Source organism: Enterobacter cloacae complex sp. P47BA (assembly GCF_014930485.1).
Taxonomy (GTDB): domain Bacteria; phylum Pseudomonadota; class Gammaproteobacteria; order Enterobacterales; family Enterobacteriaceae; genus Enterobacter; species Enterobacter bugandensis.
The window spans coordinates 148,581-162,897 of record NZ_JADBRF010000008.1 but is presented as its reverse complement, the minus strand read 5'-3'; the positions used below and the strand labels follow the sequence as shown (position 1 = coordinate 162,897).

Sequence of the window (14,317 nt, the reverse complement as noted above, 5' to 3'; positions counted from 1 at the left end):
ACACTATGGCCTGCTTTTAAACTGAGGTGGTAATGAACGATTATAAAATGACGCCGGGCGAGCTGCGTGCGACCTGGGGTTTAGGGACTGTTTTCTCGCTGCGGATGCTTGGCATGTTTATGGTCCTGCCCGTTCTGACCACGTACGGCATGGCGTTACAGGGTGCCAGCGAAGCGCTGATTGGTCTGGCGATCGGTATCTACGGCCTGGCGCAGGCAATTTTTCAGATCCCCTTTGGCCTGCTCTCTGATCGGGTGGGCCGCAAGCCGCTGATTGTCGGCGGGCTGCTGGTCTTTGTGCTCGGGAGCGTTATTGCCGCCCTCTCCCACTCCATCTGGGGCATTATTTTGGGCCGCGCCCTACAGGGCTCCGGTGCGATTGCCGCCGCGGTGATGGCGCTGCTGTCAGATTTAACCCGCGAGCAAAACCGCACCAAAGCGATGGCGTTCATCGGCGTGAGCTTTGGCGTAACGTTTGCGATTGCGATGGTGCTCGGTCCCATCATTACGCACAAACTGGGTCTGCACGCCCTGTTCTGGATGATTGCGGTGCTGGCGACTATCGGGATCGCACTCACCCTGTGGGTTGTGCCAGACAGTAAAAATCACGTCCTTAACCGTGAATCCGGGATGGTTAAAGGCTGCTTTAGCAAAGTCATCGCCGAGCCGCGTCTGCTAAAGCTTAACTTCGGCATTATGTGCCTGCATATTCTGCTGATGTCCACCTTTGTCGCCCTGCCCGGTCAGCTTGCCGCAGCAGGTTTCCCGGCGGCCGAGCACTGGAAAATTTATCTGGTCACGATGCTGATTTCGTTTGTCTCTGTCGTGCCGTTCATCATCTACGCCGAAGTGAAGCGCAAAATGAAACGCGTCTTCGTGGGCTGCGTGGCGTTACTGCTGATTGCCGAGATTGTGCTCTGGGGCGCTGGCCCGCACTTCTGGGAGCTGATCGCAGGCGTGCAGCTGTTCTTCCTGGCGTTTAATCTGATGGAAGCGCTGCTGCCGTCACTAATCAGCAAAGAGTCCCCCGCTGGTTACAAAGGCACGGCAATGGGCATTTACTCCACCAGCCAGTTCCTCGGCGTGGCGATCGGCGGGTCGCTCGGCGGCTGGGTGGACGGTCTGTTTGATTCACAAACCGTGTTTCTCGCGGGCGCGCTGCTGGCAACAGTCTGGCTGCTGGTTGCCAGCACCATGAAAGAGCCACGTTACGTGAGCAGCCTGCGGGTAGAAATCCCGGATGACGTGGAGATTAGCGACGCGCTGAAGCAGCGTCTGGAAGGAAAAGAAGGGGTCACAGAGGTGCTGATTGTTCCCGAAGAGCGCAGCGCTTATGTCAAAATTGACAGCAAAGTGACGAACCGCTTTGAGGTGGAGCAGGCGCTGAAGGCCTGAAAAAAAGCCCGGTTGAACCGGGCTTTTTTGTCTTAATCACGGAAGTTTTTAAACTGGAACGGCTGTCCCAAATCCCCGCCGCGCACCAGCGCCATCACGGACTGGAGGTCATCGCGAGATTTACCGGTCACGCGAATTTCTTCGCCCTGGATCTGCGCCTGCACCTTCAGCTTGCTGTCTTTAATAAGCTTCACGATCTTCTTCTGCACCGCGCTCTCGATGCCCTGCTTCAGTTTGGCTTCTACAAACCAGTTCTTACCGCTGTGGACAAACTCGTCCGGCACGTCCAGAGACGTTCCTTCGATGCCACGTTTTAACAGCTTGGCGCGCAGAATGTCGAGCAGCTGATTCACCTGGAAATCAGACTCGCTCAGCACCTTAATGGTCTTATTTGCGTCGTTCAGCTCAAACGACGCCTCAACGCCACGAAAATCGAAACGTGACTCAACTTCGCGGGTTGCGTTCTCAACGCCGTTGCGAACTTCCTGGATATCAACTTCGGAAACAATATCGAAAGATGGCATCTTTTCTTCTCCCTTCACTTTTGTTGCGTTGCATAATACCCGCTACGAGGCATAACTCAACAGAAGCTTAGCTGTATAATTAAGCTGTAACACCTGGCGCAGTTGCAGGTGAGGAGGAACAATGAAAATTACGGTGCTCGGATGCGGAGCGCTCGGCCAGCTGTGGCTGACCGCGCTGTGCAAGCACGGACATGAGGTTCAGGGCTGGCTGCGCGTGCCCCAGCCCTATTGCAGTGTCAACCTGATTGGTGAAGACGGAAGCATTTTTAACGAATCCCTCACCGCGAACGATCCTGATTTCCTGGCGCAAAGCGACCTGTTGCTGGTGACGCTCAAGGCGTGGCAGGTCTCAGATGCGGTTAAGACTCTGGCCGCGCAGCTCCCCCCCACGTCCCCCATTCTGCTGCTGCATAACGGTATGGGAACCCTTGATGAGCTGAAAAGCGTCCCGCAGCCTCTGCTAATGGCGACCACCACCCACGCTGCGCGTCGCGACGGGACTATTATCGTGCATGTCGCCAGCGGCGTGACGCACATCGGCCCGGCCAGAACACAGGATGGCGACTACAGCTATCTGGCCGATGTTCTGCAAAAGGTCTTGCCGGACGTCGCCTGGCACAACAACATCCGCCCTCAGCTGTGGCGCAAGCTGGCCGTAAACTGCGTGATCAATCCGCTGACGGCGCTGTGGAACTGCCCGAACGGGGAGCTGAAAAACCATCCGCAGGAGGTGGCGTCCCTGTGTGCAGAAGTCGCGTCGGTCATTGAGCGAGAAGGCCTGCACACCTCAGCAGAGGATTTACGCTGTTATGTCGAGCAGGTTATTGAGAGTACGGCTGAGAACATCTCCTCGATGCTGCAGGACGTTCGGGCATTACGCCATACGGAGATAGATTACATTACCGGCTATCTGCTAAAGCGCGCCCGCTCGCACGGCATCGCCGTGCCGGAAAACGCCCGTCTGTATGACCTGGTTAAACGTAAGGAGAGTGAATATGAGCGCGTCGGCACTGATTTGCCTCGCTCCTGGTAGCGAAGAGATGGAAGCGGTCACCACCATTGATTTACTGGTACGTGGCGGCATTAAGGTAACAACCGCCAGCGTAGCCAGCGACGGCAATCTGGCAATCACCTGTTCACGAGGGGTGAAAATCCTGGCAGACGCACCGCTTGTCCAGGTTGCTGACGGCGATTACGACATCATCGTCCTGCCCGGCGGCTTAAAAGGCGCGGAATGTTTCCGCGACAGCCCGCTGCTGGTTGAAACCGTGCGTCAGTTTCATCTGTCGGGTCGCATCGTCGCGGCAATCTGTGCCGCCGCTGGAACAGTTCTGATTCCGCACGACCTCTTCCCCATCGGCAATATGACCGGCTTCCCGGGGCTTAAGGATACGATCCCGGGGGAGCATTGGGTGGATAAACGCGTCGTCTGGGATCCGCGCGTCAATCTGCTGACCAGCCAGGGACCCGGCACCGCGATTGATTTTGGCTTAAAGATTATTGATCTGCTGGTCGGGCGGGAGAAGGCCTACGAAGTGGCGTCGTCGCTGGTGATGCCGGCGGGGATTTATAATTACTATGAAGAGTAGTGCATAAAAAAAGCCGGGTGGCGCGAGGTAAAAGCAAAACGGCAACCTTTGGTTGCGCCCTCTCCCTGTGGGCTGAGGGATCCCCAGTAATTTTTTTCCTGAAGCGATGAACATTGCTTAAGAGAAATGAATAACTAACAGCGATGTCCTGATCCGGCTGTAAATCGCTGAGGCGTTTCCTGTAGGCCGGGGCGAGGCGCATGGATGCGCCGAGAGGGCGGGCTTTACAGGGACGTTACCTCCGCCCGCCCCCGACAAGCCGAAAGGAATAAGCCGAAGGCACCGCGAAGCGGCGATTTACCGCCGGGAGCCCGGGTCGCCAGGGCGGCGGCGATTGAGCCGCCCTGGCACGTTCACCGGCCATGTCCTTACAGAGTAGCAAGGAACATAAAGTGAACGGAATGACCACCAGAGCCGTATGTTCCCCCTCACCCCAGCCCTCTCCCTCAAGGGAGAGGGGGTTGTCCGTGCAGGTATTATTTTGTGGGGATTCCTCAGCCCTGTGGGAGAGGGTCGGTGTGAGGGCACCAGGCCGCACGCTACGGACGATACACCTTCACATTCGCGAATCCCTGCTCGCGCAGGTACAGCGCCTGCAGGCGGCTCATCACCCCGCGCTCACACCACAGCAGATACGTTTTGCTCTGATCGAGGTCGCCAAACTTAGTGCTCAGCTTGTAGAACGGCAGAGAAACCACCTCCACGCCTTCCACCTTCAGCGGCTTGTCATCCTGCTCGTCAATGGAGCGGATATCCAGAATCGCATCGTTCGCACCGAAACCACTCACGGTTTCCACTTCAACCACTTCCTGCTCGGTCTGCTGGGCAATCTCGCGGATGTCGATGTTGGACGCTTCTGCCACCACTCTTTCCAGGATGCTGAAATCGAAGTTCTCTTCTTCCGCTTCGATCTTCGCCTTCACTGCCTTGACGGTCGGGCTTTTTGAGATCACGCCGCAGTATTCCGGCATGGTGCGGGCAAAGTCTTCGGTGCCGATTTCGCGCGCCAGGTCGATGATGTGCTCTTTATCGTGGGAGATCAGCGGACGCAGGATCAGCGTATCTGATACGTTGTCGATCAGACGCAGGTTGGTCAGCGTCTGGCTGGAGACCTGGCCCAGCGCTTCGCCGGTGACCAGCGCCTGCACGCCGTAACGTTCGGCGACTTTGGACGCCGCGCGCACCATCATACGTTTGAGGATGACGCCCATCTGTCCGTCATCCACTTTTTCAAGGATTTCGCCCACTACCGGCTCAAAGTTGATCGCCACAAAACGCACGCGGTGGGAACTGCCGAAGCGGTTCCAAAGGTAATGCGCCACCTGACGAACGCCAATTTCATGCGCCGCGCCGCCGAGGTTGAAGAAGCAGTAGTGCACGCGGCAGCCGCGACGCATCAGCATGTAGCTGGAGACGCCGGAGTCGAAGCCGCCTGAGATCAGCGACAGCACATCTTCCTGCGTGCCGATCGGGAAACCGCCAATACCTTCATAACGGCCCTTAACCAGCAGCAGACGATCGTTCTCGATCTCAAGGTTAACGGTGACGTCCGGGTTAGTCAGGCGCACGCGCGCCGTCTCAACGTGCTGGTTCAGACCGCCGCCGACGTAGCGCTCGACTTCAATCGAGCTAAACTCGTGCTTACCGCGACGCTTCACGCGCACGCAGAAGGTTTTGCCTTCGATCTGATCGCGGTACTGTACCAGCGCCTTTTCGAAGATATCGTGCATATCGCTGAACGGAACGTCTTCCACTTCCAGAATATGGTGAATACCTGGAATACGGGTCAGGGCGTCGCGAATATCCTGACGTTTGTTTTCGTCTTTCGCGCGGACTTCAACGTGGTCCCAGTGACGCACCACGGCGAGCGTTTCGTCGTAGTGTTTTAATACGTTACGAATGTTCCCGGTGAGAATTTTAATAAAGCGCAAACGCACAGATTGGCTTTTGATGGTGATTTCAGGGAACAATTTAATGATAAACTTCATGGCGGCAATGTTTCTTAGGCAAGCTTATAAAGGCTTGTAGTGGAAAATGATACAGCAGCCCACACCCGTGGCTGCATCCAGGCGCGCAAGTATACCACCATCGCGCCACTCGCGTTATTTGATAATTGCCCCGAGTCCGTTACCATGTTGGGGCGAAGAATATAAGAGTTAATTCACTATGCCGAAAAAGAACGACGCACCGGCCAGTTTTGAAACTGCGCTGAGTGAGCTTGAGCAGATTGTTACCCGCCTCGAGAGCGGCGATTTACCGCTGGAAGACGCCCTCAACGAATTTGAGCGCGGTGTGCAGCTTGCGCGGCAGGGGCAGGTAAAACTCCAGCAGGCCGAGCAGCGAGTGCAGATCCTGCTTTCCGACAGCGAAGACGCTAAAACCACGCCATTCACACCGGACGCCGAGTAAATGGATTTTACCAACGCGCTTCAGGCGCGCGTCGTTCGCGCCAACGACGCCCTACGCCGTTTTATTGCGCCGCAGCCTTTTCAGAACACTCCACTGGTTGAAGCCATGCACTATGGCGCACTCTTAGGGGGTAAACGCCTGCGTCCGTTCCTGGTGTATGCCACGGGCAATATGTTTGGCATCAGCGATAATACGCTGGACGCCCCGGCTGCCGCCGTGGAGTGCATCCATGCCTACTCGCTGATCCACGACGATCTCCCGGCGATGGACGACGACGATCTGCGCCGGGGTCAGCCAACCTGCCACATTAAGTTTGGCGAGGCGAATGCCATTCTGGCGGGCGATGCCTTGCAGACGCTGGCGTTCTCGATTCTCAGCGATGCGCCGATGGCGGAAGTGGCCGACCGCGACCGCCTGGCGATGATCTCCGAACTGGCAATGGCCAGCGGCGTGGCCGGCATGTGCGGCGGCCAGGCGCTGGATCTTGAAGCGGAAGGACGTCAGGTTAATCTGGAACAGCTGGAGCGCATTCACCGTCATAAGACGGGCGCGCTTATTCGTTCCGCCGTTCGCCTGGGCGCGCTGAGCGCGGGTGAGCAAGGGCGCAAAGCCCTGCCGATTCTGGACAGATACGCAGAAAGTATCGGTCTGGCATTCCAGGTTCAGGATGACATTCTGGATGTGGTGGGCGATACTGCAACATTGGGTAAACGTCAGGGTGCGGATCAGCAGCTTGGCAAAAGTACCTATCCCGCCCTGCTGGGTCTTGAGCAAGCCCAACGTAAAGCCCGGGATCTGATTGACGATGCCCGCCAGTCGCTGAATGAGCTGGCCGCGCAATCGCTGGATACCTCGGCACTGGAAGCGCTAGCGGACTATATAATCCAGCGTGATAAATAAACTATATATCTCGATGAGCCTTTGATGAGTTTTGATATTGCCAAATACCCGACACTGGCGTTAGTTGACTCCACCCAGGAGTTACGTCTGTTGCCGAAAGAGAGTCTGCCGAAGCTGTGTGACGAGCTGCGTCGTTACCTGCTCGACAGCGTTAGCCGCTCCAGCGGCCACTTCGCCTCCGGGCTTGGCACGGTTGAGCTGACCGTGGCGTTGCATTACGTCTATAACACGCCGTTCGATCAGCTTATCTGGGACGTGGGCCACCAGGCCTATCCGCACAAAATTCTGACCGGACGTCGCGATAAAATTGGCACCATTCGTCAGAAGGGCGGCCTGCACCCGTTCCCGTGGCGCGGTGAGAGCGAGTATGACGTGCTGAGCGTCGGCCACTCCTCAACCTCCATTTCTGCGGGCATCGGTATTGCCGTTGCCGCCGAGAAAGAGAACAAGCAGCGCCGCACCGTCTGCGTGATTGGCGACGGGGCCATCACCGCCGGGATGGCTTTTGAAGCCATGAACCACGCGGGCGATATCAAGCCGGACATGCTGGTTATCCTCAACGATAACGAAATGTCGATCTCCGAGAACGTCGGCGCGCTGAACAACCATCTGGCGCAGCTGCTTTCCGGCAAGCTTTACTCATCGCTGCGGGAAGGCGGGAAAAAAGTTTTCTCCGGCGTGCCGCCGATCAAAGAGCTGCTCAAGCGTACCGAAGAACACATCAAAGGCATGGTCGTGCCGGGCACGCTGTTCGAAGAGCTGGGCTTTAACTATATCGGCCCGGTGGACGGGCACGATGTGCTGGGTCTGGTGACCACACTTAAAAACATGCGCGATCTGAAAGGCCCGCAGTTCCTGCATATCATGACCAAAAAAGGGCGTGGCTACGAACCGGCGGAGAAAGATCCGATCACCTTCCACGCGGTGCCAAAGTTCGACCATACCAGCGGCTGCCTGCCGAAAAGCAGCGGCGGAATGCCGAGCTACTCAAAAATCTTTGGCGACTGGCTGTGCGAAACGGCGGCAAAAGATAACAAGCTGATGGCGGTCACGCCTGCTATGCGTGAAGGCTCCGGCATGGTCGAGTTCTCCAAAAAATACCCGGACCAGTATTTTGACGTCGCCATTGCCGAGCAGCACGCGGTCACCTTCGCGGCGGGCCTGGCGATTGGCGGCTACAAGCCGGTGGTGGCGATTTACTCCACCTTCCTGCAGCGCGCCTACGACCAGGTGATCCATGACGTTGCCATCCAGAAGCTGCCGGTGCTGTTTGCTATCGACCGCGCGGGCATCGTGGGGGCCGACGGCCAGACGCACCAGGGGGCGTTTGACCTCTCCTTCCTGCGCTGCATCCCGGACATGGTCATCATGACGCCAAGCGACGAAAACGAGTGTCGTCAGATGCTGTATACCGGCTACCACTATCAGGACGGCCCCTGCGCGGTACGTTATCCGCGCGGCAATGCCCTTGGCGTTAAACTTCAGCCGCTGGAAAAGCTGGACATCGGTAAAGGTCTGGTGAAACGTCGCGGCGAAAAAGTGGCGATCCTGAACTTTGGTACGCTGATGCCGGAAGCGGCAAAAGTCGCTGAAGCCCTGAACGCGACGCTGGTGGATATGCGCTTTGTGAAGCCGCTCGATGAGTCTCTGATTCTGAGCATGGCAGAAAGCCACGACGTGCTGGTCACGCTGGAAGAGAACGCCATCATGGGTGGCGCGGGTAGCGGCGTTAACGAGGTACTGATGGCGAACCGTAAATTGGTTCCGGTGCTGAACCTCGGCCTGCCGGACCACTTCATCCCGCAAGGCACTCAGGACGAGGCGCGTGCCGACATCGGCCTGGACGCCGCCGGTATCGAAGCCAGAATCCGCAGCTGGCTGGCCTGATCCCTCCCCTTTTCTGCTCCTGCTATGCTTAAACGTATTGTTTAAACAGCAGGAGCGGAACCATGCAATACACGACATTAGGAAAAACGGACCTCAGGGTGTCCCGGCTTTGCCTGGGCTGCATGACCTTTGGCGAGCCTGACCGGGGAAACCACGCCTGGACGCTGCCGGAAGAGAGCAGCCGCCCTATCATCAAGCGCGCCATAGACGGCGGCATCAACTTCTTCGATACCGCCAACAGCTACTCTGACGGCAGCAGCGAAGAGATTGTGGGCCGCGCTCTGCGTGATTTTGCTCGTCGGGATGAGATTGTGGTCGCCACCAAGGTGTATTACCCGTCAGGCGATCTGGCTGAAGGCCTCTCTCGCGCGCAGATCCTGCGCTCCATTGATGACAGTCTCAGACGCCTGAAAATGGATTACGTCGACCTGCTGCAAATTCACCGCTGGGATTACAACACGCCAATTGAAGAAACCCTTGAAGCGCTGAACGATGTCGTGAAAGCGGGTAAAGCGCGCTATATCGGCGCGTCGTCAATGCACGCGTCGCAGTTTGCTCAGGCGCTCGATCTCCAGGCGCAGCACGGCTGGGCACGCTTTGTCACCATGCAGGATCACTACAACCTGATTTACCGGGAAGAAGAACGCGAGATGCTGCCGCTCTGCTACCAGGAAGGCGTGGCGGTGATCCCGTGGAGCCCGCTTGCGCGCGGACGCTTAACCCGTCCGTGGGGAGAAACCACGGCGCGGCTGGTATCGGATGAAGTGGGTAAAAATCTTTATTCCGGTACCGAAGCCAGCGATGCGCTGATTGCCGAACGTTTAGCCGGGATCGCCGACGATATCGGCGCAACGCGCGCGCAGGTGGCGCTGGCGTGGCTACTGGGCAAGCGGGGTGTCGCCGCACCGATTATTGGTACATCGCGGGAAGAACAGCTGGACGAGTTGTTAAGCGCGGTGGATTTATCGCTGACGCCGGAGCAGGTTGCCGAGCTGGAGACGCCGTATCAGCAGCATCCGGTGGTGGGGTTTAAGTAAACACTTGCCGGGTGGCGTACGCTTACCCGGCAATACTGAGCGCACAAACTTACCCGAAGTGATCGTACCCTTTCCAGTCCAGCGTAACGGGCGCACCGTCTTTCACAAACTTCAGCCCTTCACTCTCCGGCATGATCTGACCGATGCAGGTAAACTTTGCGCCAAGATGGGCCAATGCTACGTCCAGCGTTCCACGGTTCAGCTCTGGCACCGTGAAGCACAGCTCGTAGTCTTCCCCACCGGAGAGCGCCCAGCGCAGCGCCTGCTCAGGCTCCACATGGCGAAGCAGTTGCTCCGACAGCGGGAACAGATCCAGGTCAACGCGCGCGCCCACCCCGCTGGCCTTCAGGATATGGCCGAGGTCCGAGATGAGACCGTCAGAGAGATCGATAGCCGAACTGGCCCGCTCGCGCAGCGCCTGACCGTGCAGAATACGCGGTGTCGGGCGCAGATGGCGCTTCACCAGATACGCCGCATCGTCAGCGTCCTTCACGTTTAAGCGATCCTGAAGGATCGCCAGCCCTGCCGCGCTGTCTCCCGGCGTACCGGTCACGTAGATCCAGTCGCCCGGTTTAGCGCCCGAGCGCTTCAGCGCGCGACCGAGCGGCACATAGCCGTGGATCGCCAGCGTCATCGACAGCGGCCCGGCAGTCGTATCGCCGCCAATCAGCTGCATATCGTAGTAGTTCAGCTGTTCAAACAGCGCATCGCTGAACGCTTCAAGCCAGGCTTCATCCACCTCCGGCAGCGTCAGGGCCAGCGTCAGCCAGGCCGGGTCGGCGCCCATTGCCGCCAGATCGCTGACGTTGACCGCCAGCGCTTTATACGCCAGATCGGCAGGATCGATATCAGGTAAGAAATGACGTCCGCACACTAAGGTGTCGGTGCTGATTGCCAGCGTCTGCTTTTCAGGAATATTGAGAAGTGCACAGTCATCGCCAATGCCGGTTTCAACATCAAGACGAGAGGTTCTGACACGGTCGAAATAACGGGCAATCAGGGAGAATTCGCCGCATGCCATACGTTATGCCTCAGCAAATAAAAGAAAAAACCGGAGCCGCACTGCCCGTCAGGCAATGCAGAACTCCGGTTTGCGGATCACTTTTTGTGGGGACGGATCGCAGGTGCGGCTTTATCAAGTACGCCGTTAACGAACTTGTGGCTGTCTTCAGCGCCGAAGGTTTTCGCCAGTTCGATCGCTTCGTTGATGGCCACTTTGTACGGCACATCATCACGTTTAGACAGCTCAAACAGCGCGATACGCAACACTGCTTTTTCCACCTGGCCCAGCTCTTCGAGCAGACGGGACAGGTATGGCTTCATCAGGCCATCGAGATACGCGCTATTAGTCGCCACTCCCGACAGCAGTTCACGGAAGTACAGAACGTCAACGTCTTTCACGTCCTGTTCTGACAGGAACTGGTATTCAACATCAGCGATGTCGTTCTGGGACAACTGCCAGGAGTAAAGCGCCTGAACGGCACATTCACGGGCGCGGCGACGAGCAGCAGGTTTCACGGAATTCCCCTTACAAAAAAATCAGGCCTTAATGGCTTTCAATACATTGATCATTTCAAGCGCGGTCAGTGCAGCTTCTGCACCTTTGTTACCGGCTTTGGTGCCAGCACGTTCGATGGCTTGTTCAATACTTTCGGTGGTCAGCACGCCGAACGCGACAGGAATTTCAGCATCCTGCGCAACGTGTGCCAGACCGTTGCTTGCACCGCCCGCAACGTATTCGAAGTGCGCAGTGCCGCCACGAATAACGGTACCCAGCGCAATCACCGCGTCGTATTTACCGGTTTTCGCCAGCGCGCCCGCCGCCAGTGGCAGTTCATAAGCGCCTGGAACCCAAACAACGGTAATGTTGTCATCTTTAACCTGGCCGATACGTTTCAGGGCGTCAATCGCACCTTCCAGCAGGCTATCGTTGATGAAGTTGTTGAAACGCGCAATGGTGATGGCGACGCGAGCGTCCGGGGTAGCTACAGCAGCTTCAATAATGTTCATACTCTTCCTTTACGGGTTCATTTGGCCCCGCAGGGGGGCGGATTTTATCATAATACTTTGCGCACTGCTTCCCTATTTCGGGAGCAATTACGCTGTCGTTAAATGGAGGCAGACATCCGGACCCACCGGACGAATCTCGCTGAATGTGAGTTGCGGTGCATCGGCCAGTTTTTCAAGGCCAGGCAGCACAAACAGGCCGCGCGCGTCGTGACCTAACAGTTTAGGCGCAACGTAGACGAGCAGTTCATCCACCAGCCCCGCCTGGAGCAGCGCGCCGGCGAGCGTCGGACCGGCTTCGACCCAGATACTGTTCACCTGCTGCTTGCCGAGCAACATCATCAGCACCACGAGATCCAGATGTCCGTTATGCTCCGGCACCATAATGCTGCGCACGCCTTCCGGCCATTCGCGCGTATCTTCTTTGGTGCGCGCAATCCAGGTTTCACCCGGCTGCTGCACGATGCGGTGCGCCGGGGTCACGCGGTTCTGGCTATCAATAATAATACGCAGCGGCTGGCGCAGGTTCTCCTGCGGATAAAGCGCCTGGGTATCGGCATTCAGCTCATCCCAGCGCACGGTCATGGCCGGATCGTCAGCCAGAACGGTTTCACTGCTGGTGAGGATAGCATGGCTTTGCGCACGCAGACGTTGCACATCGCGCCTTGCCTGCGGCGAGGTGATCCACTGGCTTTCACCGTTCGCCATTGCCGTACGGCCGTCCAGCGAGGCGCCCAGCTTGAGCTGAATAAAGGGGAAGCCGGTGCGCATGCGCTTCAGGAAGCCTTTGTTGATGGCTTCCGCATCTTGCATCATCAGGCCGTGGCTGACGTTGATCCCTTCCTGTTGCAGACGATACAGTCCGCGGCCCGCCACCTGCGGGTTAGGATCCTGCATAGCGGCGACCACGCGCGAAACCCCTGCCGCAATCAGCGCTTCACAGCACGGCGGCGTGCGCCCGTGGTGGCTGCAGGGCTCCAGCGTCACGTAGGCCGTCGCGCCTCGCGCTTTCTCCCCCGCCATACGCAGGGCATGCACTTCAGCATGCGGCTCGCCTGCGCGATAGTGAAACCCTTCCCCCACGATCTCGCCATCTTTCACGATAACGCACCCGACGTTGGGGTTAGGATGGGTGGTAAAACGACCGCGCTGCGCCAGCTTCATGGCTCGCGCCATGTACTTCTCATCCTGCATGGGCTTAATCCTGTAAGCGGGCGATCTCTTCGCCAAACTCTTTGATATCTTCGAAACTGCGGTAGACAGAGGCGAAGCGGATATAGGCGACCTTATCGAGCTTTTTCAGCTGCTCCATCACCAGGTTGCCGATCATTTTGCTCGGCACTTCACGCTCGCCCAGGCCACGCAGGTAAGATTTAATGTGGTTTAACGCCATTTCGACATCATCCGCGCTGACGGGCCGTTTTTCGAGGGCCTTCAGCATTCCGCTGCGCAGTTTCTCTTCGTTAAACGGCTCGCGCACGTCGTTACTTTTTACCACGCGCGGCATTACCAGCTCTGCAACCTCAAAGGTCGTGAAACGCTCGTTGCACACCAGACACTGCCGACGACGGCGCACAGAAGACCCTTCGCCCACAAGGCGAGAGTCGATGACTTTGGTATCCACAGCGGAGCAGAATGGGCAATGCATACGGTATCCCTGTTATCTGGTTAACTGATTTTCATTTTACCCTGATCTGGCCCGACAACAAAGGAAGAGCTTTTTGAGACAAAGGATCTATGTCTGGCGGTACGTTGCTGGCTACCATTATGGGGATCCGTTATTTCAAGGAAATAAACGCTATGACAAGACGTTACCTGAAAATTTTACTGGTGGGGAGCCTCTTCACCCTTAGTGCCTGTGCACAGCAAACCGAAGTCCGCCAGATGAACCAAAGCGTGAATACGCTCAACACGGCGATGGACAAACTGAACAAAGAAACGGTGAAGATCACCCAGCAAAACGCGCTGAACGCTAAATCCACCAGCGGGGTATATCTGCTGCCAGGAGCGAATACGCCTGCCCTGCTTAACAGCCAGATTGGCACGCTGAAGATGTCTCTGGTGAATGTGGCGGCGAATGCGGATGGTACGCGCGCAACATTACGTATTTACGGTGAGTCCAACGATCCGCTGCCCGCCTTCAGCGGCACCGTAGAGTGGGGCCAGATCCAGGGCACCACGGAGAGCTACCAGGAGGTAAACGTGAAGAACCAGCTGTTCACCGCTCCGGCCAGCGTGTTAGCGCCCAGCGATGTGGATATTCCACTTCAGCTAAGCGGACTTACGCCTGAGCAGTTAGGCTTTATCCGCATTCACGATATCCAACCCGCCGCGCAGTAATCCCTTCCTTTTGAGCGGAGTGAAATGTCACTCCGCTAACATTTACATTTCGTATGGATTGGCAACAGAAATGATTGCCGCTACAATCCCGGCCGTTTAAAGTACGCAAACGTGAACGCAATCGATTACGCGTGTGAGAGATATGTGAAACAACACATATTTTTGTGAGCAGGGATTCCTATAATAGGCACCGCAGAAACACGAAATATTTAGAAACGCAATTCGCGCAT

Annotated in this window: 15 protein-coding genes; 8 read left to right on the top strand and 7 right to left on the bottom strand. The window is 57.0% G+C overall.

Going from position 1 to position 14,317, the window contains the following annotated elements; genetic code table 11:
* The first annotated feature begins 32 nt into the window (after positions 1–32).
* On the top strand, positions 33–1,394 hold the full coding sequence (locus tag IM299_RS10645) for an MFS transporter (RefSeq protein WP_028012156.1): 1,362 nt from the start codon (positions 33–35) through the stop codon (positions 1,392–1,394).
* A gap of 32 nt (positions 1,395–1,426) precedes the next feature.
* On the opposite strand, the gene IM299_RS10640 is transcribed toward IM299_RS10645, so the two are convergent.
* Positions 1,427–1,918 carry a YajQ family cyclic di-GMP-binding protein gene (locus IM299_RS10640; protein ID WP_023293165.1) on the bottom strand — a complete coding sequence of 164 codons (492 nt, stop codon included), beginning with the start codon at positions 1,916–1,918 and terminating at the stop codon, positions 1,427–1,429.
* A 121-nt stretch (positions 1,919–2,039) separates the two neighbouring features.
* Between IM299_RS10640 and panE the strand changes: the two genes are divergently transcribed.
* Both panE and yajL read left to right on the top strand, forming a co-directional pair.
* Entirely contained in the window at positions 2,040–2,951 is a 912-nt protein-coding gene (gene panE, locus IM299_RS10635) for a 2-dehydropantoate 2-reductase (protein WP_041911083.1), read from the top strand.
* Positions 2,914–3,507, top strand: a complete 594-nt coding sequence (yajL, locus tag IM299_RS10630; protein WP_193357462.1) for a protein deglycase YajL — start codon at positions 2,914–2,916, stop codon at positions 3,505–3,507. Before panE ends, yajL begins: the two co-directional genes overlap by 38 nt.
* A gap of 539 nt (positions 3,508–4,046) precedes the next feature.
* Here the strand turns inward: yajL and thiI are convergent.
* Positions 4,047–5,495, bottom strand: a complete 1,449-nt coding sequence (thiI, locus tag IM299_RS10625) for a tRNA uracil 4-sulfurtransferase ThiI (protein WP_041911084.1) — start codon at positions 5,493–5,495, stop codon at positions 4,047–4,049.
* Positions 5,496–5,673: 178 nt separating this feature from the next.
* Here thiI and xseB point away from each other — a divergent pair, with 178 nt between their 5' ends.
* The 4 genes from xseB to IM299_RS10605 all read left to right on the top strand — a co-directional run bounded on the left by xseB (position 5,674) and on the right by IM299_RS10605 (position 9,740).
* Positions 5,674–5,916: an exodeoxyribonuclease VII small subunit gene (xseB, locus tag IM299_RS10620; protein WP_003859094.1), complete on the top strand. Its 243-nt coding sequence runs from the start codon at positions 5,674–5,676 to the stop codon at positions 5,914–5,916.
* Complete coding sequence (ispA, locus tag IM299_RS10615) at positions 5,917–6,816, top strand: (2E,6E)-farnesyl diphosphate synthase (protein ID WP_041911085.1); 900 nt, start codon at positions 5,917–5,919, stop codon at positions 6,814–6,816.
* 24 nt (positions 6,817–6,840) lie between these two features.
* Positions 6,841–8,703, top strand: coding sequence for a 1-deoxy-D-xylulose-5-phosphate synthase (dxs, locus tag IM299_RS10610; protein ID WP_193357461.1), 1,863 nt, complete (start codon positions 6,841–6,843; stop codon positions 8,701–8,703).
* A 62-nt stretch (positions 8,704–8,765) separates the two neighbouring features.
* Positions 8,766–9,740 (top strand): aldo/keto reductase, encoded by a 975-nt coding sequence (locus tag IM299_RS10605; protein ID WP_193357460.1) that lies wholly within the window; start codon positions 8,766–8,768, stop codon positions 9,738–9,740.
* A gap of 49 nt (positions 9,741–9,789) precedes the next feature.
* Here IM299_RS10605 and thiL read toward each other — a convergent pair whose 3' ends face one another.
* The 5 genes from thiL to nrdR form a co-directional block, all read right to left on the bottom strand.
* Positions 9,790–10,761 carry a thiamine-phosphate kinase gene (gene thiL, locus IM299_RS10600; protein WP_041911088.1) on the bottom strand — a complete coding sequence of 324 codons (972 nt, stop codon included), beginning with the start codon at positions 10,759–10,761 and terminating at the stop codon, positions 9,790–9,792.
* Positions 10,762–10,838: 77 nt separating this feature from the next.
* A complete protein-coding gene (nusB, locus tag IM299_RS10595; RefSeq protein ID WP_006809908.1) occupies positions 10,839–11,258 on the bottom strand; it encodes a transcription antitermination factor NusB in 420 nt (139 codons plus the stop codon).
* 21 nt (positions 11,259–11,279) lie between these two features.
* Complete coding sequence (ribE, locus tag IM299_RS10590) at positions 11,280–11,750, bottom strand: 6,7-dimethyl-8-ribityllumazine synthase (RefSeq protein WP_006176874.1); 471 nt, start codon at positions 11,748–11,750, stop codon at positions 11,280–11,282.
* A gap of 87 nt (positions 11,751–11,837) precedes the next feature.
* Positions 11,838–12,941 carry a bifunctional diaminohydroxyphosphoribosylaminopyrimidine deaminase/5-amino-6-(5-phosphoribosylamino)uracil reductase RibD gene (gene ribD, locus IM299_RS10585; RefSeq protein ID WP_193357459.1) on the bottom strand — a complete coding sequence of 368 codons (1,104 nt, stop codon included), beginning with the start codon at positions 12,939–12,941 and terminating at the stop codon, positions 11,838–11,840.
* 4 nt (positions 12,942–12,945) lie between these two features.
* Positions 12,946–13,395 (bottom strand): transcriptional regulator NrdR, encoded by a 450-nt coding sequence (gene nrdR, locus IM299_RS10580; RefSeq protein WP_008503337.1) that lies wholly within the window; start codon positions 13,393–13,395, stop codon positions 12,946–12,948.
* Between the two features lie 152 nt (positions 13,396–13,547).
* Between nrdR and IM299_RS10575 the strand changes: the two genes are divergently transcribed.
* Positions 13,548–14,087: a DUF3251 domain-containing protein gene (locus IM299_RS10575; protein ID WP_193357458.1), complete on the top strand. Its 540-nt coding sequence runs from the start codon at positions 13,548–13,550 to the stop codon at positions 14,085–14,087.
* The last annotated feature ends 230 nt before the right edge of the window (positions 14,088–14,317 follow it).